Origin of the sequence: Cyclobacterium lianum (assembly GCF_900143075.1) — a bacterium.
Lineage (GTDB): Bacteria > Bacteroidota > Bacteroidia > Cytophagales > Cyclobacteriaceae > Cyclobacterium > Cyclobacterium lianum.
Genome location: NZ_FRCY01000009.1, coordinates 169,460 through 194,251, shown reverse-complemented (window position 1 = coordinate 194,251; position 24,792 = coordinate 169,460). Strand labels below are relative to the sequence as shown.

The 24,792-nt window shown below is 43.1% G+C and carries 24 protein-coding genes; 20 read left to right on the top strand and 4 right to left on the bottom strand.

Annotation, left to right across the window (positions count from 1 at the left end; genetic code table 11):
- The 17 genes from BUB19_RS15580 to BUB19_RS15485 form a co-directional block, all read left to right on the top strand.
- Window positions 1-697 (top strand): IS1595 family transposase (locus BUB19_RS15580; RefSeq protein WP_143156058.1); only part of this gene is annotated, 697 nt, incomplete at its 5' end.
- Window positions 698-918: 221 nt separating this feature from the next.
- Window positions 919-1,056, top strand: a complete 138-nt coding sequence (locus BUB19_RS15570) for a cysteine peptidase family C39 domain-containing protein (RefSeq protein ID WP_245802868.1) — start codon at window positions 919-921, stop codon at window positions 1,054-1,056.
- 119 nt (window positions 1,057-1,175) lie between these two features.
- Complete coding sequence (locus BUB19_RS23995) at window positions 1,176-1,403, top strand: polysaccharide pyruvyl transferase family protein (RefSeq protein WP_073095483.1); 228 nt, start codon at window positions 1,176-1,178, stop codon at window positions 1,401-1,403.
- A gap of 410 nt (window positions 1,404-1,813) precedes the next feature.
- A complete protein-coding gene (locus tag BUB19_RS15560; RefSeq protein ID WP_073095502.1) occupies window positions 1,814-3,397 on the top strand; it encodes a cysteine peptidase family C39 domain-containing protein in 1,584 nt (527 codons plus the stop codon).
- 402 nt (window positions 3,398-3,799) lie between these two features.
- Window positions 3,800-4,369, top strand: a complete 570-nt coding sequence (locus BUB19_RS15550) for a hypothetical protein (protein ID WP_073095481.1) — start codon at window positions 3,800-3,802, stop codon at window positions 4,367-4,369.
- A gap of 144 nt (window positions 4,370-4,513) precedes the next feature.
- Window positions 4,514-5,314 carry an ATP-grasp domain-containing protein gene (locus BUB19_RS15545; RefSeq protein WP_073095480.1) on the top strand — a complete coding sequence of 267 codons (801 nt, stop codon included), beginning with the start codon at window positions 4,514-4,516 and terminating at the stop codon, window positions 5,312-5,314.
- 153 nt (window positions 5,315-5,467) lie between these two features.
- A complete protein-coding gene (gwsS, locus tag BUB19_RS15540) occupies window positions 5,468-6,502 on the top strand; it encodes a grasp-with-spasm system SPASM domain peptide maturase (RefSeq protein ID WP_073095479.1) in 1,035 nt (344 codons plus the stop codon).
- A 243-nt stretch (window positions 6,503-6,745) separates the two neighbouring features.
- Window positions 6,746-8,947, top strand: a complete 2,202-nt coding sequence (locus BUB19_RS15535; protein ID WP_073095478.1) for a peptidase domain-containing ABC transporter — start codon at window positions 6,746-6,748, stop codon at window positions 8,945-8,947.
- 2 nt (window positions 8,948-8,949) lie between these two features.
- The gene (locus BUB19_RS15530) at window positions 8,950-10,248 is read left to right on the top strand and encodes an HlyD family secretion protein (RefSeq protein ID WP_073095477.1); all 1,299 of its coding nucleotides are present in this window, start codon (window positions 8,950-8,952) and stop codon (window positions 10,246-10,248) included.
- A gap of 11 nt (window positions 10,249-10,259) precedes the next feature.
- Window positions 10,260-11,345, top strand: coding sequence for a glycoside hydrolase family protein (locus tag BUB19_RS15525; protein WP_073095476.1), 1,086 nt, complete (start codon window positions 10,260-10,262; stop codon window positions 11,343-11,345).
- A gap of 13 nt (window positions 11,346-11,358) precedes the next feature.
- Complete coding sequence (locus tag BUB19_RS15520) at window positions 11,359-12,135, top strand: galactosyltransferase-related protein (RefSeq protein WP_073095475.1); 777 nt, start codon at window positions 11,359-11,361, stop codon at window positions 12,133-12,135.
- Between the two features lie 247 nt (window positions 12,136-12,382).
- Window positions 12,383-13,117, top strand: a complete 735-nt coding sequence (locus BUB19_RS15515) for a DUF3405 domain-containing protein (RefSeq protein ID WP_084097352.1) — start codon at window positions 12,383-12,385, stop codon at window positions 13,115-13,117.
- Window positions 13,118-13,533: 416 nt separating this feature from the next.
- Window positions 13,534-13,893: a LytTR family DNA-binding domain-containing protein gene (locus BUB19_RS15510; protein ID WP_073095473.1), complete on the top strand. Its 360-nt coding sequence runs from the start codon at window positions 13,534-13,536 to the stop codon at window positions 13,891-13,893.
- Between the two features lie 1,025 nt (window positions 13,894-14,918).
- Window positions 14,919-15,128 carry a hypothetical protein gene (locus BUB19_RS15500; protein WP_073095471.1) on the top strand — a complete coding sequence of 70 codons (210 nt, stop codon included), beginning with the start codon at window positions 14,919-14,921 and terminating at the stop codon, window positions 15,126-15,128.
- Window positions 15,129-15,333: 205 nt separating this feature from the next.
- Complete coding sequence (locus BUB19_RS15495; protein WP_073095470.1) at window positions 15,334-16,554, top strand: peptidase associated/transthyretin-like domain-containing protein; 1,221 nt, start codon at window positions 15,334-15,336, stop codon at window positions 16,552-16,554.
- Window positions 16,541-17,992, top strand: coding sequence for a TlpA family protein disulfide reductase (locus BUB19_RS15490; protein ID WP_073095469.1), 1,452 nt, complete (start codon window positions 16,541-16,543; stop codon window positions 17,990-17,992). Before BUB19_RS15495 ends, BUB19_RS15490 begins: the two co-directional genes overlap by 14 nt.
- Window positions 17,993-18,367: 375 nt before the next feature.
- Window positions 18,368-19,516 (top strand): alpha/beta hydrolase, encoded by a 1,149-nt coding sequence (locus BUB19_RS15485; protein WP_073095468.1) that lies wholly within the window; start codon window positions 18,368-18,370, stop codon window positions 19,514-19,516.
- Window positions 19,517-19,556: 40 nt separating this feature from the next.
- Here the strand turns inward: BUB19_RS15485 and ftsY are convergent, their stop codons facing one another.
- The 4 genes from ftsY to rpmB form a co-directional block, all read right to left on the bottom strand.
- Window positions 19,557-20,513 carry a signal recognition particle-docking protein FtsY gene (gene ftsY / locus BUB19_RS15480; protein WP_073095467.1) on the bottom strand — a complete coding sequence of 319 codons (957 nt, stop codon included), beginning with the start codon at window positions 20,511-20,513 and terminating at the stop codon, window positions 19,557-19,559.
- 91 nt (window positions 20,514-20,604) lie between these two features.
- Window positions 20,605-20,757: a DUF4295 domain-containing protein gene (locus tag BUB19_RS15475; RefSeq protein WP_073095466.1), complete on the bottom strand. Its 153-nt coding sequence runs from the start codon at window positions 20,755-20,757 to the stop codon at window positions 20,605-20,607.
- 34 nt (window positions 20,758-20,791) lie between these two features.
- A complete protein-coding gene (rpmG, locus tag BUB19_RS15470; protein ID WP_073095465.1) occupies window positions 20,792-20,974 on the bottom strand; it encodes a 50S ribosomal protein L33 in 183 nt (60 codons plus the stop codon).
- Between the two features lie 42 nt (window positions 20,975-21,016).
- Complete coding sequence (gene rpmB / locus BUB19_RS15465) at window positions 21,017-21,259, bottom strand: 50S ribosomal protein L28 (RefSeq protein ID WP_073095464.1); 243 nt, start codon at window positions 21,257-21,259, stop codon at window positions 21,017-21,019.
- A gap of 218 nt (window positions 21,260-21,477) precedes the next feature.
- Here rpmB and rocD point away from each other — a divergent pair, with 218 nt between their 5' ends.
- The 3 genes from rocD (at window position 21,478) to hemB (ending at window position 24,480) form a co-directional block, all read left to right on the top strand.
- Complete coding sequence (gene rocD / locus BUB19_RS15460) at window positions 21,478-22,770, top strand: ornithine--oxo-acid transaminase (protein ID WP_073095463.1); 1,293 nt, start codon at window positions 21,478-21,480, stop codon at window positions 22,768-22,770.
- Window positions 22,767-23,423 (top strand): HAD family hydrolase, encoded by a 657-nt coding sequence (locus tag BUB19_RS15455; RefSeq protein WP_073095462.1) that lies wholly within the window; start codon window positions 22,767-22,769, stop codon window positions 23,421-23,423. Before rocD ends, BUB19_RS15455 begins: the two co-directional genes overlap by 4 nt.
- A 76-nt stretch (window positions 23,424-23,499) precedes the next feature.
- Window positions 23,500-24,480, top strand: a complete 981-nt coding sequence (hemB, locus tag BUB19_RS15450) for a porphobilinogen synthase (protein WP_073095461.1) — start codon at window positions 23,500-23,502, stop codon at window positions 24,478-24,480.
- The last annotated feature ends 312 nt before the right edge of the window (window positions 24,481-24,792 follow it).

Below are 24,792 nucleotides of genomic sequence, written 5' to 3'. Positions count from 1 at the left end.
CGGGACCCTGTTCCACCGGTGCAAGTTCCCCCTTTTGAAGGCGTTTTACATCGTCTACTACGTGTCTACCAGCAAAAGTGGGATCAGCAGCCCTGAACTTAGCAGGAAGCTGGAACTTAGGCAGAAGACCTGCTGGCTGTTCAAGCAGAAGGTGATGAGGGCGATGTCAAGCAGTGGAAACCACCCAATGGATGGTAAAGTGGACGTAGACGAGACCTATGTGGGTGGCCAGGACGAAAAGGCTGTGGGACGCAATGAAGGTAAGAAACAGATCATGGTGGTGGCCGTGGAGCGCAAAGGAAAGGGAGTTTCCCGCATCTATGGACGTGTAGTCGATACAGCTGCCCGTAAGCATTTAAAGCGTTTTATGATGGACCATATAGCTCCCGGTGCAGCGGTGAGAACTGACCGTTGGAGCGGCTATAGAGGTCTTGAAAGTGAATTTCCCAAGCTAGTCAGGGAGAAATCAGAAAAGAAGGGAAAGAACTTCCCACAGCTACACAGAACTGTGATGCTATTCAAAGCCTGGCTGAGGGGTATCCACCATTCTGTAATCCATCTTCAGCCCTATATTGATGAATATACCTATCGCTTCAACAGGCATAAGATGAAGGAGGGAATCTTTGAAAACCTCATGAAAAGAATGGTAGAAAAACCACCATACCCTTACAAAAAATTTTATTTACCATACGCCTAGTTCAATAAAAGTTTTTCTAACTGTTTTTGACGCTGAATTTAATCTCCTTTCTGAACTTGAAATAAAGGAATTGTCAATCATTGATAATGATTATTTCACCAAAGATGGGAAGCTTTGGTTATTGATTAACTTGGACGATGAAATGGGCTTTATCAGAATAAGTTTAAATAATGTTATCAGCAACTCAAAGTAGATTATTTAGAAACTAAAGAAATATTTTTTTGAAACGCATATTCCCCTTTTACAAACAACCAGATGCCAAAGACTGTGGCCCCACCTGCCTACGCATCATTGCCAAGTACTACGGCAAACTGATCTCTCTGCAGGAAATACGGGAATATTCGGAAACCACCCGCTAATAATCTTTGGTTACTTCAATATGGAATTAATTATCGGAAAACCATCAAGATTATGAAAATACGCTACGCAGGATTTGACTACCAGGGATTGAACAACCTGGGAGATCAAATCCAATCTGTTGTACCTGTATAAGCGCTACGCAACGCTGGTGGTGACAAGCAGACTCCACTGTGCCCTTCCCTGCATTGCCATGGGCATACCAGTCATCTTCTTTGGAAATCCACTGGATTACCGGGTTTCTATCATCGGGGAGCTTGGACTAAAGATATATGAGGTGCCAAAGAATAACTCTGGAGCAGATTCCTACAAAAAAGCATTAGAAGAGCTATTCAGCAGGGTTGATTGAACACCGGAACGGTTGGATTTTCAGGCCACGAAAAAAGAGATGATCCATTCCTTTTCCAATTTTCTCCATGATCGACATATAAAAGCAAACAATTTAGGCTGAAATTTTTAGCAGTCCGGTCAATTCCTGTTTTCCAGCCTTCCTGACTTTTCCAAAACCAAAAATATTCCAAGGTTACAGACCAGCAGAAATTTGCATTCCTTAATCCTCAGGCTGTTACCGATCTTTGTTATTTCCTTCACGGGATAAAACCGCCCGTTCACGGGAAAAACAGGCCAGTTCACGGGAAATACAATTATTCACTTATATTTTTTAATTTTATCCATTAGATTGGGAAGTAATAAGAGCAAAAACATATATAGATTCCTGCTTTTCTGGTAATCTACATACTATTAAACTGTTTGAACCGCATGAATAATTGTTTCCACAGCTCCGGTAAAATCCTTGAATTGCTGAAGATTCCATTTACCAAAAACTACCTGAAAGAAGAAATCCTTTCCCATCCACAATTCCCCAGTTTGCTGACCCTTTCGGATGTGATGGAAAAGTACCGTATCAGCACGCTTCCCCTTAAGGTCGGAAAAGAGAAGCTGGATCAGATCCCCATGCCCTGTATCGTGCAGGTCAAGGTACAGGGAAAGGAATATTTCCAAACCCTTTCCCATATTGCTGGAGATAGTTTTTCCGGATATGATGAAACGGGAAAAGCATTCAAAGTAAGCCGGGAGGAATTTTTGAATTCATGGACCGGGGTGGTTTTGGCAGTAGAAAAAAGCGAGCACGCAGCCGAACCGGGAATTGAAGAACGTCTTCAAAAAGAAAAAATACAGACCTTCCTGATGGCAGGCCTGGTTCTGTTCGCTTTGATTGCAGTAGGTTTCGGATGGCCTGAACTGATGGGAACCGGATACGGAATTGCCACAGCAGGCTTACTGCTGCTGAAGCTGATCGGATTGGGCGTTTCGGGGTTGATTTTATGGCGGGAGATCGACAAAGACAATCCCTTGGTTCAAAAATTCTGCTCCGGGGGAGCCAAGACGGACTGCAACACGGTACTGGACAGTGCGGCTTTCAAGTTTGCGGATGCGGCCATTAGCCCCGGATCCCTGGCTTTTGCTTACTTCTTTGCCGGCTCCTTGTTGCTGTTAACCCAAATATCTTCGCTTAGCGTACTGCCCACATTTGCCTGGCTAAGTCTGGCAATCCTTCCGGTGGTAGTAATTTCCTTGTATTACCAGGCCTTCAGTATAAAGAAATGGTGCCGGCTATGCCTGGTCCTGATAGGTATCTTGGTGCCGGAGATGGCACTGGCCTGGGCACAGCAGGTCTATCAGTATCCTATTGACTTGCCGACATTTGCTGCCTTTGCCTTTCTTTTTATCGCCTCCCTTCTGGGCTGGATATACCTGAAACCCATCCTCGATGCGAAAGACAAGCTTTATACGTACCAAAGGAACCTGAAAAAATTAAAAAGCGATCCGGTAATTTTTGACAGCCTGCTAACCCGGTCGAAAAAGATAAACAACCCGACCCGGGACCTGGGCATTCTCCTAAAAAACGAATCTCCCAGGTATCAGGTCATCAAGGTGTGCAATCCCTACTGTGGACCCTGTTCAGAGGCACATCCGGAGTTGGAGCGATTGGTGGAGGAGGGAATCATTGACTTACAGATCATATTTTTTCCCAATAATAGTGCGGACGATCTCCATGCAAAAACCATCAGCCATTTGCTGGCCATAAACAGCAAAGGGGACCCTAAGGTAACGCAGGAAGCATTAGATATCTGGTATGCTGCGGAAAAAAAGGACTATACGGTCTTTGCCGATCGCTACCCAATGAATGGAGAGGTGAACCAACAGCAGGAAAAACTACTGGCCATGAAGACCTGGTGTGATAAAGAAGGAATCACCCATACACCAACCATATTTATCAACGGAAATCAATTACCAGAGGAATACAGTATTGCAGACATCAAGGAAATAAATACCTATTAGTAGGTATATAAAAATATTCAATCGCGATGAATGGGTATATTCCTGGGTACTCTTTATTTGTCCAGGTAAATATTTAAACTTTAAAACATATGGCAATGAAAAAAATTAAACTTCAAAAAGTAAGATTGGACGAATCTGAGGTATTAACAACAAAACAGATGTCCAGTATTCTAGGTGGAGGATGGACTACGAACACTTCCGAAACTTATGTAGGAGCTAATGGTGACTGCTGGTACTCCTGTGATTCTTATGGAGGTGATGTGTGTACAGAAGATCCTATACTCGAGTATGGATGGTGTAATAATGGTAGCAGGTAGTAGAAATTATTAAAATATTTCTGTTTAATAAAAAGAAATAGGATGAACCTTTAACTCATCCTATTTCTAACAATACATAATTAATATGCGAAAATTTTATATATATATTTCTTTTTATATTTTATCCTGTACAAATAATTCAGACACATTTTCTACCGAAAAGAGAGTTTCAAATCTACCATCATTTATCCCGTTAGGAAAGAATATTGATTCTAAGAAAGATAAACTTTTTGACTCTCTATTTGTGCTAAATAAACAATTTTATGAAGATGAAAATTGCAATTCAATTGAAAAACTTTTAAATAGTATTTATTATATTGACCAATTCTATCGAGATAGTATTGAGCATTATAGAAAAAGTAGAAATAAAATAAAAATGAATAGGTATGTATTAAAAATGATCGAAACAGATAGCATAACATCGAAAATTACAATACCATTAATTAAAAAATTACCAGACTACATGAATTGTATAAGCAGTGTTAATGCATTTAACGCAATTTGGCTAGTTGCTGTCCATAGCAAAAATCCAGAAATTATAAAAGAAGTTTTTCCTATAGTTGAGTATGGTTTTATTAAAGGTTTGATTGATAGTGATGGCTATGATATATTTCTAAAGAATTACAATAATATAACAATAAATAAATTAAAATAAATGCTATATTTATTATCAAATGAATTTGACACTTCAATACATAATATAATGTACTGGTTACGATATTTCAACAAACCATTTACACCAATTTACCTGAATCGATCGATTGATGACTTTTGTATCCACTTATCAGATTCGAAACAAATGCTAGAATTAACTATTTCTAACCATCACTATAGTATTGATTTAGAGACTGACACTTTTTTTTATAGAAGAGGAGGTTTTAACTTTGTGGCCTTAAATATCCCCAACGTTTCCTCTCAGTTTTCAGTATTCATCACTAACGAATTAAAAACTGTTAAGCAGTTTGTCGAAAGATTGTTTTATAATAGTTCCAATGTTACAACAATTAACAGTTTAAATAAATTGGACGTGTTAAAGTATGCAGTCGAAATTGGATTAAAAATACCTAAAAGTATAATAACTACAAAAAAAGAAGCACTAAGAAAATTCTTTTATGAAAATAATAAAAAAATTATTGTAAAACCACTTTATGAAGGATTAAATATTGATGTAGGTAACGGCTTTTTAAAAACCTATACTTCAAGGATTGAGGTTGAAGATATAAATACTTTTGAGAATGTATTTTACCCTACCTTTTTTCAAGAAGAAGTGGAAAAAGTAGTTGAGATTAGAACCTTTTATCTTAAAACAAATTTTTATTCTATGGCTATATTTTCTCAAGAAAATGAGGAAACTAAAGTTGACTTTCGAAACTATAGCCTTAATGGAAGATTAATTACTACTACTTTTGAACTACCTGACCTCGTGAAGTCAAAATTGATTCGAATTTTTGAAAAACTTCGAATAGAAACAGGTTCTGTCGACTTATGCCTTACAAGCAGTTCTGATTTTATCTTCCTTGAGATTAATCCTGTTGGTCAATACAGCATGCTTTATAATTGTAACTATAATTTAGATAGAGAAATTGCCAAAATTATATAAAATGAAAAAGATTAAATCAATTGTTCCAGTATTGTCTAAAATAACTTTTAAGGAAAATGAGGTTGCTATACCAGGAAAACGAGTTTTTGTCAATTCTACAAAATCCAATTACACTTCTATAGTTGGGTATTATAAGCCAATATGTAAGTACTAATGGAAAATACTTTCATCCTATATGCTCATTGTATTCCCGTAAAAGGAGCCAAGAGGTCTACTATTTGCGATTTGCAGTCTGGTTCTTATTATTTCATTCCTAATGACATGTATAATCTCCTAAAAGAGTATCGATTACTTAATATATCAAATTTACTTGAAAGATATGGTGAAGAGAATCGAGAAGCAATAGAGGGTTATATTGATTTAATGGTTAAAAACAAAAGTGTTTTTAGAATTAATAATCCAAATCTTTTAAAATACTTTCCAGAGTTGAATATTGAGTTTGATCAGCCTTCTATCATAGATAACGCCATTATTGATTTTGATGGAGATTTAGACACCTTTAAGTTAACTATCGACCAATTGGAAGTATTAGGTTGTAGGGCTGTTTTAGTTCGAGTTCTGAGTGATGTTTTATTTTTAGGTATCGTTGAAATATTGAATCTATTAAATCATAAAATCATTACACATATTGATATAATTCTCTCCAAGAAAATTGACGTAACTAATGTTGAACTTAAGCGTTTATTTCACAGTCATTTGAGGCTATCTCCTATTTGTATTTTTGAATCTGATCAGGAAGAGGTAATAAAAGTGTCATTAGATGATAATTATAAAAAAGTAATTGGAATTATTAGAAGATTTTCAAAAGTGTTTGATCCTAAAGGTCATTGTCCGGACATTACTATGGACAGTTTTGTTCTTAATCTTCCTCACTATCTTGAATCTAAAAGCTATAACAACTGTCTGAATAAAAAAGTCTTTATTAGCTCATCTGGTGAAGTAAAAAACTGTCCTTCAATGAGTAATATTTTCGGTAATATTCATCATAAATTTTTGGGCGAGATAATTCCATCGTCTAAATTTAAACGGCTTTGGTATGTCAAAAAGGATGACATTCATGTCTGTAAGGATTGCGAGTTTAGATATATTTGTTCTGATTGCCGCGTACATGCAGTGCTTAATGGAGATATTTATTCAAAGCCTGAATCATGTAAATATGATCCTTATTCCGCCCGATGGTTAGTTTGATTTCTGATAATATTTAATGGAATTAGATACTCGATAAATAACTTATTTTGAACTGATCCTCTATCCATTACAGATTTCTGTTTATAGAAAAAATCTAGCAATTTTTCCTTTCAGGTTAATCACTGAAATTAAATTCCTTCTAGGTTTATAAAATTTAATTTTATAGTTCAAGTCATTTAATTGCTATTGAGTTATTGGCTACCAGACTAATTGAAAACATTAATTTAAATTCAAAATAATTCCTTGAAAACCACTTTCCCCTTCTACAAACAACCTGATGCCAAGGACTGTGGCCCCACCTGCCTGCGCATCATTGCCAAACATTACGGCAAACTGATCTCCCTGCAGGAAATACGGGAATATTCGGAAACCACCCGCTCCGGAAGCAACCTGCTTAAACTGAGCGAGGCGGCGGAGGCCATCGGCTTTAAGACCATAGGAGCGAGGCTTGATTTTAACCGCCTGAAAAAAGCACAGCTTCCCCTGATCGCCCATTGGGATAAAAGGCACTTTGTGGTGGTGTACCGGATCAAAAAAGGCCAGGTTTACCTCTCCGATCCGGCCTATGGCCTGATCCGCCTGTCCAAAGCGGAATTTATCGCCCGGTGGATTGGAAACGGTGCCGATGAATCCACCAAAGAAGGCGTCACCCTGTTGCTGGAGGTAACCCCGGACTTCAAACGGATGAAATGGGAGGAGGAAGACAAGCGATCGCTACGCTTTCTGTTCCGGTATTTGTTCAATTACAAAAACCTCTTGGTTCAGCTTTGTATCGGGCTGCTGGTAGGCAGTCTCTTACAGCTTATTTTTCCCTTTCTGACCCAGAGCATCGTCGATGTGGGCATTCAAAACCAGGATATCGGTTTTATCTACCTGGTACTATTGGCGCAGATAATGCTGTTTATCGGCCGCACCAGTGTAGAAGTGTTCCGGAGCTGGATTTTGCTTCACCTGAGTACCCGGATCAATATCTCCCTGGTATCCGACTTTTTTATCAAGCTGATGAACCTGCCCATCGCCTATTTCGATACCCGGATGACCGGGGATATCATGCAGCGCATCGGCGACCACCGCCGGATAGAAAACCTGTTGACAGGAACCACCCTTAGCACCTTATTTTCCTTTTTTAATTTCTTCGTCTTCGGGGCGGTACTTGTTTACTACAGCATCACGATTTTTTTAATTTTTCTCGCCGGAAGCATTTTCTACATCCTCTGGGTACTGTATTTTATGAAGCGCAGGAGGGAGCTGGACTATAAGCGTTTTGCCCAGTTGAGCCAGGAACAGAGCACGGTGATCGAGCTGATCAACGGCATGCAGGAAATCAAAATGCACAATGCGGAAAAGCAAAAGCGATGGCGATGGGAATTTGTACAGGCCAGCCTGTTCAATGTGTCCATTCAGACCCTTTCCCTGGAACAGACCCAGGGCGTAGGATCTTCCATGATCAATGAGCTGAAGAATATTCTCATCACGTTTACCTCAGCCGTGCTGGTAATAGAAGGCAATCTTACCCTGGGCATGATGCTTTCGCTCCAATACATCATCGGGCAGCTAAACAGTCCCATCACCCAGGTAGTCGGTTTTATCCGGGCCTATCAGGATGCCAGCATCAGCCTGGAGCGGCTAAACGAGATTCATGACAAGGAAGAGGAGGAAAACAGGGATAAGCAGTATATCCGGAAAATCAAGGTAGCTAAGGAGTTGACTCTAAGAAACCTGTCCTTTCGGTATATAGGAGCCGATGAGCCCGTTCTGGAAGGGCTCAACCTGATCATACCTCCACAGAAAGTTACGGCGGTGGTAGGTGCCAGCGGAAGCGGAAAGACCACCCTGATGAAGTTATTGCTCAAGTTTTACGAACCCACCAAAGGAGAAATCCTCTATGGCCAGCATGACCTTAGCATCATTGCTGCCAGAAGCTGGAGGGATCATTGTGGGGTGGTGATGCAGGAAGGCTACGTGTTTAACGATACCATAGCGGCCAATATTGCTGTGGGTCAGGACCGCATCGACCAGGAGCTGTTGATCAAAGCCGCCCGGATCGCCAATATCTACGATTACATCCAATCCCTGCCGCTTGGCTTCAATACCAAAATCGGCAATGAGGGAGCCGGGATCAGCACCGGTCAAAAGCAGCGGCTTTTTATCGCCCGGGCGGTGTATAAGGATCCTGAAATTCTCTTTTTTGACGAGGCCACCTCGGCACTCGATGCCCGAAACGAACGCATCGTGATGGAAAACCTGCAGCATTTTATGAAAGGCAAGACTGTAGTGGTCATTGCCCATCGCCTGAGTACGGTAAAAAATGCGGATCAGATCATCGTTATCGATCAGGGAAAAATAGTGGAACTGGGGTCCCATGACCAACTGCTGTATGCACAGGGAGCCTATTTTGATTTGGTGAAAAATCAATTGGAGCTGGAAAAAATAAATACAAACTAACCATGCCGGATCAGCCTACCAATAACCTTCATCTCCGGTCCGAAGAAGTACAGGAGATCATCACCAGGCCGCCGGCCTGGCTGATCCGCTGGGGCATCACCCTGGTATTTGTTATGACCTGTCTGATCATCACGCTCTCTTTTCTGATAAGGTACCCGGATTTTGTGCAGGCAAAGGTGCTGGTGACCACCCGGGAGCCGACGGAGCGGGTGCTGGCCCGTACTTCCGGTCAGATAGAAAAGCTCTTTGTGGAAAATGGAGAACTTGTCTCCTCCGGCCAGCCACTTGCCGGGATCAAAAGCACCGCAAACCTGGAGGATATCCTGATCCTGAAAGCGCAAATGGAAAAGGCGGTCTTTGGAAAGGAAAATGGCTATGCCTTCGCCATGGATTCACTTACCAGCCTGGTACTGGGAGAAGTGGAACCTGCCTTTCTGGAATTTGAACGAAATTACATGGAATACCGGCTACTTCTGGAACTTCAACCGTTTATCGGACAATTGGACGGCAGCCGTACCGCATTGGTGGAAATCAATAACCGGATCGAAAGGCAGATCGCCCAAAAGGAGCTATTGGAACGTAGAATGGAACTGGTCCAGCTCGACTACGATCGCAACAAGGCACTGCATGAAGATGGGGTAATTGCCGACAAGGATTTTGAGGCCCGGGAAATGGAATACCTGCAGATACAGGAGCAGGTCAACAGCATGGCCATAGCCATTTCCCAAATGCAGGAGGCCCTGACCGTGGGAAACCAAACGCTGCGCATCACGGAAATCAATAAAAAGGAAGAGGAGACCCGCGCCCTGAAAAGCCTGATCCAGTCCTACCATGGGCTGCAGCGTGCCCTGCGGGATTGGGAATATACCTACCTGATGAAATCTTCTACCGGAGGTCTGGTCAGCTTTCAGAAAATCTGGAGTGCCAATCAACAGGTAAATGCCGGCGAGCCGGTGTTTACCGTACTTCCGGAAAACAAGGAGGAACTGGTAGGTGCCATGAAAATACCGGCACAGAATGCCGGAAAAGTGGCTATGGGCCTCAAAGTGTTGATTAAGCTGGACAATTTCCCTTTTCAGCAGTATGGTGCCCTGACGGGTCGTGTTACCAGGGTGGCTGTCTCCCCGGATGATGAATTCAATTATCTGGTTTACGCCTCCCTTCCGGAAGGTACGCAAACCTCTTTTAATACCAGGATCCCCTTTACGCAGGAACTTTTGGGAAACGCCGAGATCATTACCCGGGACCTGAGTGTGGCAGAAAGGCTTTTCTTTAAATTTAAATCAATCATGGCCAATTAAACCGGAAGATAATGAAAACCCAACAAACCGAAAGTAGCACACAGTTACCGTCCAAACTCATAGCAATCAACCGACTTTTGGCCGAATATGCCCCCTCCAATGAAGCCCCCGGACTCTTTCAGGGAAAAATGGGCCTGGGTATTTATTATTTTATGTTGGCCCGGGAGACCAATGACCCGGCACATCAAACCATGGCTGAAAAATGTATAGGGGAAGTTTATGAAGCAGCAGGAAACATTTCCATTGCTGCTGATTTTGAAAACGGGCTTGCGGGCATTGCCTGGGGTCTGTGCCATTTGATCAAAAATGATTTTGTAGCTGCTGATCCGGATGAAATTCTGGAGGATGTGGACGACCGCATCTACCGCTACTGGAATGCAAACAAAGAAACATTGCCCGTAGATATCAGGCAGGGTTTGCTGGGGTATTGGGTTTACTACACCTGTAGGCTGGAACTATCACATGATCCCGTAAACCATTATATCCACACCCGGGTGGTGTCCGAAATCATCAACCGGATCGGACAACTGGTAGAGGAGGAGAATTTTCAGCAAAGGGAACCGGATTTGTTTACCCTGTTTTGGGATCTTCCTCTACTATTGATCCTCCTGGCCAAGTCGAAACAACTACAGGTCAGTTCCCATAAAATTGACCGTATACTGGACTACCTTACCCCAATCATCACCTCCCTGTATCCAAGATTGCATAGCAATAGAGTGTTCCTTTTGTTGGGACTGGAAAGCATGATCAAACAATTACCCCTGACTGTTTTGCAAGACCATGCAGATCTCCTGAGGAAAAGTATCTCCCTGACCAGGATCATTGAAGAAGAATGCAAAAGCCTGAATATCCTGGCACAGGATGGTATCACGGGTCTGGCATTTATCAGCAGAAAATTGTCAGCCGCTACCGGAACTTCAGAGCTGCTATTTGCCAGGGAAGCGTTAATCCGGAAAATAAGTAAATCGGTGTATTGGCTGGAGGAGAGCCATTATCAGGAAATGAAGAAAAATACAGGATGGGCCACAGGTCTGTCCGGAATAGGAATGCTCTTACTGGAAATTCTAAAAGATAGCCCGGGTGAAATGGAAAAATAAATTTTTGCAGCATATGGAAAAATCAGATCTTAGAGATGTCACCTTTATCATCCCTTTACGGATAGATACGGTAGACCGGCTAGAAAATACCCTTGTCATCCTGGATTTCCTCCTGGGAAGTTTTCATACCAGGATAAAAATTCTGGAAGCCTCCCGGCGCAATACCGGAATATTACAACAATTGCTACCCAGGGAGGTGGATTACCGGTTTGTGGAAGACCTTGATGCTGTCTTTCACCGGACGAAATACATCAATACCCTGGCAGCTACCTGTGAAACTACCTATATAAGCCTCTGGGATACGGATGTCATCATTCCCTCAAGCCAAATAGAAGCACCCATGAAAAGGCTAAGGGAGGAAAAGGCCGATTTTGTGACCCCATTTCAGGACCGGTTTTTGGACACTTCTGACATTTTGCGGGATCTTTATATCCAATCAGGGGACATCGGTCTATTGGAAAAGCAGCAGGGCAAAATGAAAGCACTGTATACCCCCAATCCGGTGGGTGGGGTATTCTTTGCCCATAGGCAGGCCTATGTAGATGCGGGGATGGAAAACGAGAGATTCTACGGCTGGGGCAGAGAAGATGGAGACCGGGCAAACCGCTGGAAGATATTGGGGTACCGGCACCAACATGTACCCGGCCCCTTATTTCATCTTTCCCACGAACGGGGACTCAACAGTGCCTTCCACAGTTCCAGTCAAAATCATAAAAAAATGGCGGAGTTGCAAAAGTCTCTGGTGATGTCGAAAAAGGAGTTGAAAAGGGAGATCGAAAGCTGGAGATAATGCTATTATCATTACGGGATTTTAAGATATGGTTATAATGAGAAGAAAAATATTTGGCATAGGACTACCCAGGACCGGAACACAACAGCTTGCTAAAGCTATGAGAAGCATAGGTTTTGATTCCGAAAATTCTCTTTCTTCCTATCATCCAATTATGTATACAAATCTATAATTATGAACTGTTGAATTATGTCAGATAAAAAATAGTCAATCCTTTTTAATACTATCCAATAAAACTTCCCTCCCTTTGATTCAAAAATACCGGGAAATATTTGAAGCAACCCGGGATATAGGAGATACGGTATTGCTTTACCATCTGGATAAAGGGAAGCCTGGTGTTAATGCTTCAGGGCTTGATGCTTTTACATTTACGGATGAGGTCTTGAGTTCCCTGAATTATTTCCCCCTTGGCTTTACTCTGGTTCCGGGCAGCAACCATTTCCCCTTGCTGAATTTTTATCTATCTCATCCACAATACGATTACTATTGGTGCATTGAGGACGATGTGGCGTTCTCCGGAGATTGGAGAGCCTTTTTTGAAGCTTTTTCCTCCCTGGACACTGATTTTATCAGCAGTCATATCCGCCGCTACAAGGAGGAGCCGGAATGGCCCTGGTGGCCTGCCCTGGCCCATCCCTATACCGTTATCCCACTAGAGCAACGGATCCGCTCCTTTAACCCCATCTACCGCATTTCGCGTCAAGCCCTGGAATTACTCCACAAAGTACTCCTCAGCAAATGGTGTGGGCACCATGAGGTACTGATCCCTACCCTGCTCTACGAAAGCGGACTTTCTATCCATGACTTTGGAGGCAAGGGGGAATTTGTGCCCGAGGGCTTTGAAAACCGGTTCTACATGGACAACAGCCCCAACCATAGAGGCATACTCTCCGACGGCACCATGCGTTGGAGACCGGTTTTTGCGGAGGCAGGAAGATTGAAAAACAAACTGTACCATCCTGTAAAACTGACGGTTGATTAAAACCTGCATAACAATCCCCGAATGCGCAAGCTGAAAAAGTGGAACTTATACTCAATTTGAAGGTACCGCTTACATTTCTATCCTTAGAGGTTCACTTGATGATCCATCCGAAAATACAAATTACCATAAACCAAAGGGCAGGGCATTCATCCGCAGTAAGTTTGACAACTTCCCTTTTTGGCAGGCAATTAGAAAAGTTTATGCAAAACTACTTTAAATCTTATACTTTTAACAAATAGTTAAATTAAATGCGTAAAAAAACCCATTAAAATTTATATAAAAAAAGAAAATTATAATTTTATTGATGTAAATTTTAAATATAAATGTAAATCCAATCAAAAAATAATTCAAATCAATTTGAATACAATCCTTTTTTTTTATCTTATCGACCTAGTTACACTACTAAATTTATTTTTATGGAGAGCCATTCTTTAATCCTCAGGTGCAATCATAAAATCCTTAAAATTGGCCTTGATATGGTCACGCATATTGAGGTAAACGATTACCTGCTCACCGTCTTTTGTCTGGATGGAAGCAGCCATTCCTGCTGCTCCTCGCTAAAAAAGGTGGAAAAAAAATTGCCGGAGACATTTTTCAAAATAAACCGGAATTGTCTGGCCAATGTTAATTTAATCCAGTCAATTCCGCCAAAGGAAAGGGAAATAGTAATGGAAAACAATGTACGACTGAAGGTAGCCAAATCCAAATGGGCTGCCCTAAAAAAAGAATTTCGTCAACCTGATTTCCCGGACAATGGCATCAGGGATACGCATTAATCTAATTTCCTGCTTATTTGAGGATCTATCAGAAAAAATATGTTTACGTAAAGCCTCCATGCTCAAACGTGTAGCAGCAATAATTAGGGTTGTGTATATCATTTAATTAGAATAACCGAAGTGGAAATTTTATTTCTGGAGGGGTTAAGGGAGGAGGTATAGTTAAGCGTAACGATCTTGAATTTCATCGCTATACCCGGTTTAATTTCTTTTATCTGCCTTTATGGGGAAAGGCTTTTATAAAAAATACTAATGAAAAGAATTACCAATACCTTACCACTGGTATCCGTTATTCGGTACAGGAAAGGGAACCGAAGCCTTGCTACGAAATTATCAGGTGACCAGCATTGAGCACGATACCCGGTATTGTATTTCATTATCGCAGGAGCATGAATGTATGCTGGCCCCTATAGAAGGGGAATGGTATTCGCCAGAAGAAGTCAAATCTGTTTTATCCCGTATAAATTTTGACCTGATTTTGGTCGACGGGCCTCCCGGGGCATTAAGGCAAGGGATTTTAAATCACCTGGAATTATTTAAAGGTATAAAAAGTGTATTTGTCTTTGATGATATGGATCGAGAACTTGACCGGAAAACAATGATTACTTTTTGCAGGGAGCTTTGCCTTACCTACAAAATTATACAGGGGGACAGGAAGCAATTTGCTGTCTGCTGGCCATATCCGGATGACCCATCAAATGTAGACCGAATACCCTTTAAATAATGATTTTGAAAAGCTGGTTTCCTTCAAAAAATCCTATGCCAACTATTTCCTATCTGAAAACGTATCAACATATTACCAAATCATCACATCATCCAACTTCCTATCTGCGTCTTTAAATTTATCCCAACTGGGTCAGTTCCTATACATTACAGAACACGATCATTTCATTTACGGGATAAAACTTCCAGTTTACGGGAAAAACAAGTCAGTTCACGGGAAATAAAAATATCCACATAATTTTTCAGATTTAGACTATTATATTGGTGAAAATATATTTTATAATAACTTAAAAAATGAAAAAATGAAAAAATTAAATTTAGGAAAATTAAAACTGGTATCAGATGAAGTGCTTCGGAAAGATCAATTGGCCACTATTTATGGTGGATCGGGAACTGATCCTTCAGATTATTGCACCAGCTTATTTGTAGTGAGGTCTTGCAATACTATGAATCAGGGCTCTCAAACTGGATGGAATTACGGATGGGCAGAGGGAAACTGTAATAACAACTGAATGAGTGGTGAATACTACTATCAAAGTGCTATCAATTCCGGATATGATTTGTCAAGTTGTTCCAATTTTGGTTGGATTTAAGCTCAATGTCCATTGTGATTAAGTTTCAAAAGGGGAGATTTATGTCCCCTTTATTTCAATATTAATTTTTTATATGATACGGAACGTTTTAATAATAACTTGTATATGCATTAATTGCGGTACTTTGTATTCCCAATCCAATTCACCAACCGGACAACTGAGTGGCAGCGTACTAGATGAAGGAAACAATCCTTTGGACCATGTCTACTTTTTCTTAAAAAACTATCCGGAATTTAATGGATTTTCCAATTCTTCCGGGCACTTCTCCCTTCGATTTCCTGAGGTACTAAAGGAAGATACCCTGGTGGTGAACCACCTCGGATACCAACGGCTACAAGTTCCCCTGGCCCGGTTAAAATCGACAGGAAACAGCATCAGATTAGCGCAAGCAGTCATTGGCCTGGAAGAAGTCATCGTAAAGCCTGAAGATAGCTCCCTGGAAGAAATGATTTCCAAAGCTATAGACAATATTCCCCAAAATTATCCCAATAAACGCCACCAACTAACCGGTCTTTACCGCAAAGTTTCCACCAATTATGATGACTTTACCCATTTGGTGGAAGCTGTTGTTACAGTGGAAGACCTGGGATATGAAAAAGATGTACAGAGCGCTAAAATAAAAGTGGAATCTCTGAGACAGAGCGAGGAACATGCCGAAGTTGACCCCTATATCTCAGCCATGAAAGCAAAGATTAGAAATCAGATCGAATCCATGGGTGAACCTGTAGGGGCTTTGAATCCAATTATCGGGACTTATCCCTCCAATTACATCAGAACAGCCTATGTTCCTGAAAGCCACTTTGGCAGGGACGGATACCGGTTTATGGGGATCCCTGAATTGCCCGTTTATCATCAATTTATGGGCATGGAGTTTATCGGCACGGATACCATCTACCACATAGCCTTTGGCTCAGATGATCCCCCTGATGGCAGGAATTTCCTAAAAATAAATGGCCGAAACCATGCAATTGTCGAATACCAACTGGGCTATAGAAGTGGGGAGCACCAGGTCTATGTAAAGTTCAGGGAAGTGGATGGCCGCTACTATCCGGAAATCATCCGGCTGAAGTCACTTAGGCTGATCAACCGGGATGTAGGTGTTCACCAGATGGATATCCATACCCTTTGGCTTGATAAGGTGAACACAGATCATTTAAAAAAAATCAGGCCCAGAGATCTGCTCAAAAGAGAGCAGGAAATTGAACCAAACGAATTCCCCTTGGATGAAGGATTTTGGAAAGATAACGAATTCCTAAAGAACCACCCATTGGATAGCGCGATCATCAATAGCCTGGAAAGAAATGGAAAGCTGTTGGAACAATTTGAACGAAATGCGAAGGATTAATTCAATACCATGGGTACTCATTGTGCTGCTGGTCCTGTTTTTCTCCGCTTGTGGTAGAAACCAGGAAGTGAAGGATCAAGACGAGCAGGAAAATAGTGCAGAGATTGTCCTGGTACTTAAAGATAGCCTGGTTCGGGATTTTCTCAGGGAGCGAAAAGCCACATTAAAATACCTGGATGATGCCTCTATGCCAGTAACAATTGATTTCTCCGGAAATGAAAATAATTTGGTATTATCCATCGACACCCAAAGAGAAGCTGTAGACCTGATGTATACTGACAACAGCCAGACCGAATACAACTACCTGCTGGCTAAAGGGGACAGTATACTTATCAGCCTGGACGAACGAAGACCATGGCTAAAAACCCTAAACAGCGAACGATCTGTATACGATGACAACCTGGAACTGCTTCGCAATCGTGAATTGTACCATTCCACCTATACCCCACTTCAGGATTTCCATTTCCTCTGGCAGGCAAATTTTGACTCCCCAACACCGGTTGACCTCAGTGAAGAACGAATAAAAAGCAGAAAAAAGGCCCTAGAAAGTGGGGAAAAAGAACTATTCTGGCTGGACTCCCTGAAGAACACAGGTCTGATTGCTGAAAGAACCGCTTCTTTTTATAAGGCAAAACTCCGGTTTGAATTGGACCACCTTCATTTTTTTTCTGCGGAGAAGGGGGTTTATGACCCAGGGGGAGCCTTAGATCACTTTACGGCATCTGTTACCGACAGTTCCGAATACCTACAGACGATCTATTTTGATGAGTTTTCGGATTTTTTACTGGCACAAATCAAAGCGAAAGATCGAAATGAGCTCCTTCTTCCGGACAGTTTGGGTTCAGGTCCAAGCCCATTCAGCAAGCGTATGCGTTTTAAACTCCTTGAGGAATCCCTCCCCCGCCTATCTTTTCAGGAAGCGGATAAATGGCTGAAAAGCTATGGAAATCAGTTGGAAAATAAAGTCCAGGCTGATTTTTTAAAAGCCCGAATCAATACCTTGAAAAAAGAAAGGCCGGACATGGAATTGATGGGGCTCGGAAACCGGCTGATGTCTTTTGAAGAATTGCTGCATCAGAAAAGGGACAATTACCTGTATGTCGACCTTTGGGCGGCCTGGTGCATACCCTGCATCAAAGCATTCCCTGCTTTGCGGAACCTGCATGAACTAAACAAAGACCGGGGCCTGGAGGTCATTCATCTCTCTGTAGATAAAAACCATAAGTTTTGGGAGCAGGTGGTTCGGAAACATGAAATTGCCTTCCCAGACAGATCTTTTACTGTCCTGAACCTGGATGAATCAAGCTTTTTGGATCAATTGGATGTCGCGTTTATCCCCCGGTACCTGCTCTTTGACCCCAAAGGCAAACTCATCCATCCAAATGCTCCGGCTCCGGAGCAAGAGGAATTAAAGGGAATTTTAGGCGAATTTCTTTGATAGGCATTTGATTCGGTTTAAAATTCTTCCGCCTAATCAACGAGTAGGCGAATCGAGATCCAAAAAATTTTACTGGTTACTATTGTACGAAAATTAAAACTGAACAAAAGGATTCGGGCCATTGCCGTAAATCAGCAGGCCGGCAAATTGAATGGTAACACAATGATGAAGATCCTGGAATTGCTGTTTTTGATTTACCTTCGTTTAACTAACAAAAAAGGAACTATTTCACATCATTTAACACCACAAACTACACTCATAATTGGAATGATTTTTTATACAAGCTATTTTTAACTATTGGTCCCCTGTCGTTCCTGGGTATAACGAGAAATTCCGCATGCCTCCGATTGTAAACGTAAATCTAACGCAGTATTGATGGCCTTTCTGCAAATACTAAGCACATTCTTATGCCTTATCCTGTCGCCTTCTGGTACCAGTAGGTTTATATCCGTACCCCTGGACCATCGGGAGCCCCGAGGCAAGCAAATAGCCATCAGCTATACCCTTTTCCAACCCTACGAAGAACAAAAAGAAACCATCCTGCTTCTGGAGGATCCACTGGACAACTATTTTCAGCAAAGTATGGATCTCCGGGATCTGGCAGATGAATTTAACCTGGTGCAAATCAAAGGCCGCTATCAGTCCAAAGTCCTGCTGACAACCATCCATTCCAGCGGGCAAACGGACTGGTTCAAAGCCTACCAGCTACTGAATGTAGACCAGCGTGCCCGGGATCTGGAAAGTGTTCGAAAAGCCTTGCCCGGAGATCGGCCGGTACATTTGGTGGGCTTTTCCGGTGCTGCCGCCTACCTGCATTATTACCTCAGCCTGTATCCAAAAAAAGTTAGTTCCCTGATTTCTTTTAACCCCCTACTTCTTGACCTGCAAAAAAACCTGAACTTCCGGGACCCGGCCCCCTGCCCGGAAGCGCAGGCCAACCGGCTTTGGATCGCCTATTTATGGCAGGCACATGCCGAAAGCCTTTGTTCGGAAACAAGTGATGGCGATAACGTTCCATTTTATGCTTTTTTACATTGGGGATTTTTGGTGCCTGGCTTATGGGGAAATGGTGAGGAAGATATAGGGTTTAAAGTAAGGTTGTTTGAGCACAGTTATGATTTACTGGCAAACAGGCTGAATGATCAGCCTCCTTCCATTTTGGCAGCATGGATGAAACAGGAAAGTCTCCCCATCTGGAAGGAATTGGAGAAAGCTCCTTTTTCGGTGCATGGAGTGGATTACGACAAAGGCAGGCAGTTTGAAGGCAAGGTGCTGATCGTTGGTGCTGTCCATGACAAACTGCTATCCCGGTATTGTTACGATGTATTGGCCGAGTTCTACTCCCATTCCAGTCTGATGCTTCTCCGGGATGGGCACGCACTGGGAAAATTGAGGGCTACCGGATTACATCAGAAGCTTATCCGCTCCTTTGTACTTGAGGATAATCAGGAAAAAGTCGGGGTTTACCAAGCGCTTCAGGAAGCCGGGCTGCTTTATGATAAAAGGGATAGGTATAACCTTTGAGGTCTTTGAGACCTCGAAGGTTTTTTTCGCTCCCCTTGCTTTACTTCTTCTTAAATAAGGAATCCACAAATTCCCGCCTGTCAAATACCTGCAAATCAGTCATCTTCTCTCCTACTCCGATATACTTAACCGGGATCTTGAACTGATCCGAAATGCCGATGACCACGCCTCCTTTGGCCGTTCCGTCCAGCTTGGTAATGGCCAGGGCGCTGATCTCGGTGGCTTTGGTAAATTCTTTGGCTTGTATAAAGGCATTCTGTCCTGTAGACCCATCCAATACCAGCAAGATTTCATGAGGTGCCTCGGGAATAAATTTCTGCATCACCCGTTTGATCTTGGTCAGCTCGTTCATCAGGTTGACCTTGGTATGCAGCCTGCCTGCGGTATCCACAATCACCACATCGGCCTTCATGTCTACGGCCTTTTTTACCGTATCAAAGGCCACCGAAGCAGGATCGGTGTTCATGCCATGGGAGATCACCGGCACATCCACCCGCTCTCCCCAAAGGATGAGCTGGTCCACCGCAGCTGCCCGGAAGGTATCGGCCGCCCCCAGGACTACTGATTTGCCAGCCTGCTTGAACTGGTGGGCAAGTTTGCCGATGGTGGTGGTCTTGCCTACTCCGTTTACCCCCACTACCATGATGACGTAGGGCTTCTTGCCTTCTGGGAGGTCAAAGTCGCCCTGCTCCGGGGCATTGTTATCCGCCAGCAGTCCGGCAACTTCCTCCCGCAATAGTACGTCCAATTCTGAAGTATTGATGTATTTTTCCCGCTCTACCCGCTCTTCAATGCGCCGGATAATTTTGACGGTCGTATCCACACCCACATCTGAAGTGATCAGGATCTCTTCCAATTCATCCAGAATATCGTCATCTACTTTGGACTTGCCTACAATGGCTTTGCCTAATTTGGAAAAGAGATTTTTGCTGGACTTCTCCAGTCCTTTATCTAAACTTTCTTTTTTCTCGCTGGAAAAAAAACCAAATACTCCCATAAGTTTTACTATAAGGCCCGAATATACGCAAAAATCCCTTCCGATAAGAACCGAAAGGGATGTATAAATGCTTTATGATGGGGATAATTCCTTATTTTTTAAGGGTCTCCTGTACCATAGGACTGGGCACCATTTCCTCTTTGAAGGTATAGGCTCCCGTCTTTTCTGAGCGGACGGCTTTGATCACTTTGGCATAGGATACGCCCCCTTCTTTTTTCAGTGTTGCAACTACTTTCTTAGCCATAACTTATTTGTTTTGACCCCTAGGGGTAAATTTCTTATTTGATTTCCTTATGTACGGTCACTTTCTTCAATATGGGATTGAATTTTTTCAATTCCAAGCGCTCGGTAGTGTTTTTTCGGTTCTTGGTGGTGATGTAGCGCGAAGTACCGGCCTTTCCGCTTTGCTTGTGCTCCGTACATTCCAGGATCACCTGAACTCTGTTACCTTTCTTAGCCATTTCGTTTTGTAATTTTTTATAGTGGTGTTGAGGTAAATCTTATTATTTGATAACGATGTCCCCTTTTTTCTGCGCATCTTTCAGTACGGCGCTGATTCCTTTTTTATTGATGGTCCTCAGAGCTGAGGAGGAAACTTTCAAAGTAATCCAGGCATCTTCTTCAGGAATGTAAAAGCTTTTCTTGTGCAGGTTGGGGTAAAATCTACGCTTTGTTTTATTGTTGGCGTGAGATACGTTGTTGCCTACCTGGGGCCTTTTTCCGGTGATGTCACAAATTTTTGCCATGATATATGTATACAGTAATGATAGACTTTTTTCAATTGGGTTTGCAAATATCGGAAGAATTCATTAAATAACAAAAGCAGCCCCTATAAATATTTAACAAATCCCTGCTGGCCAACTTTTTGGTTTTCGGGCATGATTACAACCTCCTTTTCTTATATTTGCCCTTTGGAGCCAAGGGTTGCTCAAATTCATCACCACAGATTATAATAAAGAGATCCATGATGCAGGAGATCAGTTCAAGCCAGGAAGCCATACAACTGGAAAGCAAATACGGCGCGCACAACTACCACCCCCTACCCGTAGTCCTCAGCAGGGGGGAGGGCGTTTACCTCTGGGATGTGGAAGGAAAAAAATACTTTGATTTCCTTTCTGCCTATTCGGCTGTCAACCAGGGCCACTGCCATCCAAGGATAAAAGAGGCCCTGATCGAACAGGCGGGTACCCTTACCCTTACTTCCAGGGCGTTTTACAATGACGTGCTGGGTCCCTACGAAAAATACATTACCGATTACTTTGGATTTGATAAGGTCCTGCCTATGAACACCGGTGTGGAAGCTGTAGAGACCGCCATCAAAATTGCCAGGAAATGGGGCTATGAAAAAAAAGGTGTTCCCGGGCAACAGGCAAAAATCGTCGTGGCAGAGGATAACTTCCACGGCCGTACCACCACGGTGATTTCCTTTTCGAACGACGAAAACGCCAGAAGGAATTTTGGGCCTTACACCCCTGGATTTATTCGCATACCCTACAATGACCTCACAGCCCTCAAAGCTGCTTTGACCAATAATCCCGATATCGTGGGTTTTCTCATCGAACCCATACAGGGAGAAGCGGGCGTCAATACCCCTGACGCGGCCTACATCAGGGAAGCCAAAAAACTATGTCAGGAGCACAATACCTTGCTGCTGGCAGATGAAATACAAACGGGTATAGGCCGGACAGGCTCATTGCTCGCTGTTTGCGGGGAATGCCGTTGCGAGGGGCACTGTGAAAAGCAGGAAAGCTACGTGGAACCGGATATCCTGATTCTGGGCAAAGCCCTTTCCGGAGGCTTCTTTCCGGTCTCAGCAGTTTTGGCCAATGAGACCATTATGGAAGTCATCCACCCGGGCCAACATGGCTCCACCTTTGGCGGCAATCCGCTGGGGGCCAAAATTGCCATGACTGCACTGGAAGTGGTAAGAGACGAAAGGTTGGCCCAAAATGCCAGGGCGCTGGGCAAGACTTTCCGGGAGCGCATGCAATTGCTGGCTGAAAAATCGCCGCTGGTGAAGCTAGTGCGCGGCCGTGGCTTGCTGAACGCCATCGTGATCAATGATAGCCCGGAAAGCAGCACTGCCTGGGATATTTGTCTGGCATTGAAAGACAATGGGCTGCTGGCCAAACCGACCCATGGCAATATCATCCGCTTTGCTCCTCCCCTGGTCATGACTATGGAAGAATTGCACAGCTGCTGCGATATCATAGAAAAAACCATTCTGGCATTTGAAAAACCTGCAGAAAACGAATGAAAAAACAGGCTGTCATCTTTGATATGGATGGAGTGATCTGCCATACCAATCCCTATCACTCCGAAGCATTCCGGGTGTTTTTTGGCAAACGAGGGTTAAACCCTACAGAGGAAGAGTTTGCCCAACACATGTATGGCAAGAGCAACAAATACATCTTCAGCCATTTTTTAGGCAGGGAGTTCGTAGGCGAGGAATTCGCAGCCCTCGAAAACGAAAAAGAAGGACTGTTCAGGGAAATATATGCATCAAAAGTGGAAACCATTCCAGGCTTTCTGCCCTTTCTCGATGAGCTGAAAGCAAACGGCTTCCGTACCGGTGTCGCTACCTCCGCTCCCGGGGCCAATCTGGAGCTGATCATGGGAGCCCTGGGCTTTGGACCCAGAATGGAATCCATTCTGGCCAGTGAACATGTCCAAAAGCACAAGCCAGATCCGGAAGTATACCTCACTTCTGCCAGCAATCTGGGGGTATCGCCGGAACACTGCCTGGTCTTTGAAGATTCCTACAGTGGCGTTTCCGCAGCCAGGAACGCCGGCATGCAGGTTATCGGCGTGCTTTCTTCTCATACCAAAGAGGAATTGCCCCCGTGTAATCTGTATATCAAAGATTTCCATGAAGTAAATGCCCGCCTAATTGCAGACCTTTTGACCTGAGTCATTTTATGCAGCGGGTAAGGCCTGATTAGCTGGCAAATCCCCTACCTTTGTCACCAACGCAGTTATATCGGCTATGAACAGAAGACCCAGAAGAAACAGAAAATCCGCAGCCATCCGTTCTCTCGTAGAAGAAACCAGGCTTTCGGTGAAAGACTTTATTTTTCCGCTTTTTCTGATCGATGGCATCAATCAAAAAGTGGAAGTAAAATCCATGCCGGGCATCTACAGGTATTCACTGGACCTGATGCTGGAAGAAATCGACGACTGTCTGAGCCTGGGCATAAATGCGTTTGATATTTTTCCGGCCTATGCCGAAGACAAAAAAGACCGTTTTGCTACAGAAAGTTACCGGGAGGATACCTTTTATTTAAAGGCGCTTCGGAAAATAAAGCAAACCTTCCCCCAGGCCTGCATCATGACCGATGTGGCCATGGACCCTTACAATTCTGACGGGCATGACGGATTGGTAGAAAACGGAAAAATCCTGAATGACGAAACGCTGGAAATCCTCGGTAAGATGACTTTGGCACAGGCAAGGGCCGGAGCAGACATCATTGGTCCCTCTGACATGATGGACGGCCGGGTGGGTTATCTGAGAAGGTTGCTGGATGAAAATGGCCACAAGGAAGTGTCTATCATGTCATATACGGCCAAATATGCCAGCGCTTTCTACAATCCTTTCCGGGACGCACTGGATTCGGCACCGAAGTCAGGGGATAAAAAAACCTACCAGATGGACCCTGCCAACAGCCAGGAAGCCCTGATTGAAGCCCAACTGGACATGGAAGAGGGAGCCGATTTTCTGATGGTCAAGCCGGCTTTGGCCTACCTGGACATCATCCAACTGCTACACCAGCAATTTCCAATACCTATTGCTGCCTACAATGTGAGTGGGGAATATGCCATGATCAAGGCCTCGGCTGCAAACGGCTGGCTGGATGGAGAGCGGGCCATGCTGGAATCTCTGCTCAGCATCAAAAGGGCAGGTGCCAAAATTATTTTGACCTACTTTGCCAAAGAAGTGGCCCTTAACAAATCCTGGCAGGATATTTAACTTTTGAATTTTTTTCCTGCTTTCAAAAATATATCCATGAAAACACCGGTGCACTACTGAAGGCACACTTCAAAAAACCGCTCCAAATAATATATTTTTATTAAGAAAGGTCTATGCCACGAAATTAATCCGGCTAAACCTTAGCCAAATACCTCAGGAAATATTCAACCAGGTTTTTTGTATTTTCCTTGCCCTCTAAATGCTTTCATCTTAGCAACGTGTTGAATGGCATCCTGATGAAAACAACTGCAGAGGTTGACTTCATTGGCCCAGATTGTGTTGCTGATTGGCTTTGTAGGAAGATTAGCCGTG

Bases quoted from the DNA above. Each gene is read 5' to 3' on its own strand.
- BUB19_RS15530 (WP_073095477.1), top strand. From the start codon at position 8,950: ATGCCGGATCAGCCTACCAATAACCTTCATCTCCGGTCCGAAGAAGTA.
- rpmB (WP_073095464.1), bottom strand. From the start codon at position 21,259: ATGGCAAAAATTTGTGACATCACCGGAAAAAGGCCCCAGGTAGGCAAC.
- BUB19_RS15510 (WP_073095473.1), top strand. From the start codon at position 13,534: ATGGAGAGCCATTCTTTAATCCTCAGGTGCAATCATAAAATCCTTAAA.
- BUB19_RS15485 (WP_073095468.1), top strand. From the start codon at position 18,368: ATGGCCTTTCTGCAAATACTAAGCACATTCTTATGCCTTATCCTGTCG.
- gwsS (WP_073095479.1), top strand. From the start codon at position 5,468: ATGGAAAATACTTTCATCCTATATGCTCATTGTATTCCCGTAAAAGGA.
- BUB19_RS15475 (WP_073095466.1), bottom strand. From the start codon at position 20,757: ATGGCTAAGAAAGTAGTTGCAACACTGAAAAAAGAAGGGGGCGTATCC.
- BUB19_RS15545 (WP_073095480.1), top strand. From the start codon at position 4,514: ATGCTAGAATTAACTATTTCTAACCATCACTATAGTATTGATTTAGAG.
- rpmG (WP_073095465.1), bottom strand. From the start codon at position 20,974: ATGGCTAAGAAAGGTAACAGAGTTCAGGTGATCCTGGAATGTACGGAG.
- BUB19_RS15455 (WP_073095462.1), top strand. From the start codon at position 22,767: ATGAAAAAACAGGCTGTCATCTTTGATATGGATGGAGTGATCTGCCAT.
- BUB19_RS15560 (WP_073095502.1), top strand. From the start codon at position 1,814: ATGAATAATTGTTTCCACAGCTCCGGTAAAATCCTTGAATTGCTGAAG.
- ftsY (WP_073095467.1), bottom strand. From the start codon at position 20,513: ATGGGAGTATTTGGTTTTTTTTCCAGCGAGAAAAAAGAAAGTTTAGAT.
- BUB19_RS15550 (WP_073095481.1), top strand. From the start codon at position 3,800: ATGCGAAAATTTTATATATATATTTCTTTTTATATTTTATCCTGTACA.
- BUB19_RS15490 (WP_073095469.1), top strand. From the start codon at position 16,541: ATGCGAAGGATTAATTCAATACCATGGGTACTCATTGTGCTGCTGGTC.
- BUB19_RS15525 (WP_073095476.1), top strand. From the start codon at position 10,260: ATGAAAACCCAACAAACCGAAAGTAGCACACAGTTACCGTCCAAACTC.
- rocD (WP_073095463.1), top strand. From the start codon at position 21,478: ATGATGCAGGAGATCAGTTCAAGCCAGGAAGCCATACAACTGGAAAGC.
- BUB19_RS15500 (WP_073095471.1), top strand. From the start codon at position 14,919: ATGAAAAAATTAAATTTAGGAAAATTAAAACTGGTATCAGATGAAGTG.
- hemB (WP_073095461.1), top strand. From the start codon at position 23,500: ATGAACAGAAGACCCAGAAGAAACAGAAAATCCGCAGCCATCCGTTCT.
- BUB19_RS15520 (WP_073095475.1), top strand. From the start codon at position 11,359: ATGGAAAAATCAGATCTTAGAGATGTCACCTTTATCATCCCTTTACGG.